The 2,783-nt window shown below is 65.2% G+C and carries 3 protein-coding genes; all 3 read right to left on the bottom strand.

From position 1 onward, the window contains the following. Nucleotides 1-1,233 (bottom strand): histidine kinase dimerization/phospho-acceptor domain-containing protein (locus FJ423_RS33345; RefSeq protein ID WP_140848030.1); only part of this gene is annotated, 1,233 nt, incomplete at its 3' end. Between the two features lie 8 nt (nucleotides 1,234-1,241). Then, the gene (locus FJ423_RS33340) at nucleotides 1,242-1,916 is read right to left on the bottom strand and encodes a response regulator transcription factor (protein ID WP_140848027.1); all 675 of its coding nucleotides are present in this window, start codon (nucleotides 1,914-1,916) and stop codon (nucleotides 1,242-1,244) included. 199 nt (nucleotides 1,917-2,115) lie between these two features. Further along, nucleotides 2,116-2,783 (bottom strand): PDZ domain-containing protein (locus FJ423_RS33335; RefSeq protein WP_140848025.1); only part of this gene is annotated, 668 nt, incomplete at its 5' end.

Raw genomic sequence — 2,783 nt, 5'->3', positions numbered from 1 at the left:
CTCCAGCACCACCCGTACTTTCGGCGCCTCGGCAGCGTCGGTCGAGTATTTGATGGCGTTGTCGACGATGTTGGACAACGCCTGGCCGATCAGCTCGCGATTGCCGTTGATCGTGAAGGCCTCGGACACGGTCGTTTCCAGGGCAACCCCCGCCTCCTCCGCCACCGGCTCGTAAAGCTCGACGACATCGCTCACCGTGGCGGCGAGATCGACGGGACCGGTCTGTTCCGAGGAGTAGCCGGCCTCCAGGCGCGAGATCATCAGGATGGCGTTGAACGTCTTGATGAGCTGGTCGGACTCCGCGATCGTGCCTTCAAGCGCCTGGCGGTACTCCTCCGTCTTGTGCCTGCCGGCGAGCGTCGCCTCGGCGCGGTTGCGCAGCCTGGTCAGCGGCGTCTTCAGATCATGGGCGATGTTGTCGGAGACCTGCTTCAGCCCCTCGTTCAACATGGCGATCCTGGCCAGCATCGAATTGAGATTTTCGGACAGGCGGTCGAATTCGTCGCCGGCGCCGGTGACCGGCAGCCGTCCGGACAAATCGCCGCCCATGATGCGGCGGCTGGCGTCCGAGACGCTGTCGATGCGCTTTAGCGCGGCGCGCCCGACGAAGAACCAGATCAGGATGCCGCCCAAACCCATCATGCCAAGCGCCAGGGTCAACGCGCGGCTGATGACGGCGCGGAAGCGCTCGGGCTCGCCAAGATCGCGGCCGACCAGCATGATCATCTGGTTGGGCAGTCTCAGCACCAGCGCGATGGCGTTGTGCCCCTTCTCACCTGTCGATTGTGGAGTGTTGCCCTCGTTGGCCGGAGGCGTGGCTTGGTCCGAACCGCCGCTGCGCAGCCGATCGAGCTCGCCTTCGCCGAAGCGCTGGTAGGAAAACGGGTCCGTCGTCCAGCCCTCGGTCTCGATGACCCCGGGCTCCAGGCTCTGCACATTGCCGGTCAAGATCTGGCCGTTGGCGTCGGCGATCAGATAGAGATTGGCGCCGGGCTGGCGCGAGCGGGCCTCGACGACGCGCACCAGCACCGGCAGGCCGCCGCGCTGATAGGCGCGGGCCAGGCCCAGCACCTCGTCGTTGATGGTCTCCTGCGTCTGCGCGGTCAGCATGCGCGCCGACAGCGACGTCATGTAGAGGACGAGCAGCACCGCGCAGAGCGCGAAAAGCAGAAGATAAAGCGCCGAAAGCCGGGCCGCCGTCGTCTTCATGATGGCCGGCAGGGATAATGCCATAACGGGTTCTAGCCGCCTTTCAGCATGTAGCCGGCGCCACGGATCGTGTGCAGGATCGGCTTGTCGAAGCCTTTTTCGATCTTGCCGCGTAGGCGCGAGACGTGGACATCGATGACGTTGGTCTGCGGATCGAAATGATAGTCCCAGACATTTTCCAGAAGCATGGTGCGCGTCACCACCTGGCCGGCATGGCGCATCAGATATTCGAGCAGGCGGAACTCGCGCGGCTGCAGCGTGATCTCGCGGCCGGCGCGCTTGACCGAATGCGACAGCCGGTCGAGCTCGAGATCGCCAACGCGGTAGACCGTCTCGGCCTCGCGCGCGCTGGCGCGGCGGTTCAGCACCTCGACGCGGGCGAGCAATTCGGAAAAGGCGTAGGGTTTGGTGAGGTAATCGTCGCCGCCGGCGCGTAAACCCGTGACGCGGTCGTCGACCTCGCCCAGCGCCGAAAGGATCAGCACCGGCGTGGTGTTGCCGCGCGAGCGAAGCGCGGCGATCACCGACAAGCCGTCACGGCGCGGCATCAGGCGGTCGACCACCATCACGTCATAGTCGCCGGCATCGGCGAGCGCGAAGCCGGTCTCGCCGTCGCCGGCGACATGGGCGGTGTGGCCCGCCTCGGCGAAGGCTTTCTGCAAGTAGTCCGCCGCCTCGCGATCGTCTTCCATGACGAGAATCTTCATGGAGCCGTTATACGCGATTTCATTGGAAGATTGAGGGGCAGTCATATCGTCTTGCCTTCAAGTTAAAACGGCAGCGGGTGATGGGAAACCCGCTGCCGCCAGGAGCGCAACACGGTGACTGACTTACGTGCTCGGCCCCATGTTTCCCCACGGCGGCTCGGGGGTGTTGATACCGCCATGGGGAAGCTGAAAGTCGATGTCAGCCCTTGCCGACCGGCAGCGCCACGAAGCGGTTCGAGTCGTCGCGGGTGATCTGCATCAGCACGGCCTTGCGGCCGGCCTTGGCGGCATCCGTCATCGCCTTGGAAACATCGTCGGTGGTGTTCACGTCGTTCGAATTGATCGAGGTGATGACGTCGCCGGGCTGGATGCCGCGGTCGGCCGCATCGCTGTCGGGGTCGACGTCGGTGACCACGAGGCCCTTGCCTTTTTCCGCCTTGGTGACGGTCAAGCCGAGATCGGCAAGCGTGTCGGCCTTGGCCGCCGGCGCCGACTGCTTGTTGCTGTCGTCGTTCGAGGCCTGCTTGTCGCTTGCCGGCAGCGTGCCGAGATCGACCTTGACCGTCTCGTCCTTGCCGTTGCGCCAGACGGTGACATCGACCGGTTTGCCCGGCGCGAATGCACCGATCATGCGGGCGAGCTCCTTCGGCGAGGCGACATCCTTGCCGTCGACCTTGGTGATCACGTCGCCCGCGACGATACCCGCCTTCTTGCCCGGCCCGCCATCCTGGGCGCTCGAGACCAGCGCGCCCTTGTCCGACTTCAGGCCGAGCGACTCGGCGATATCGGAGGTGACCGGCTGGATCTCGACGCCGAGCCAGCCGCGCTGGACCGAGCCGCTCTTCATCAGGTCCTGGACCACCTGCT

It is taken from the genome of Mesorhizobium sp. B2-8-9 (genome assembly GCF_006439475.1).
Classification (GTDB): Bacteria; Pseudomonadota; Alphaproteobacteria; order Rhizobiales; family Rhizobiaceae; genus Mesorhizobium.
This window is presented reverse-complemented; position numbering and strand designations above follow the sequence as displayed.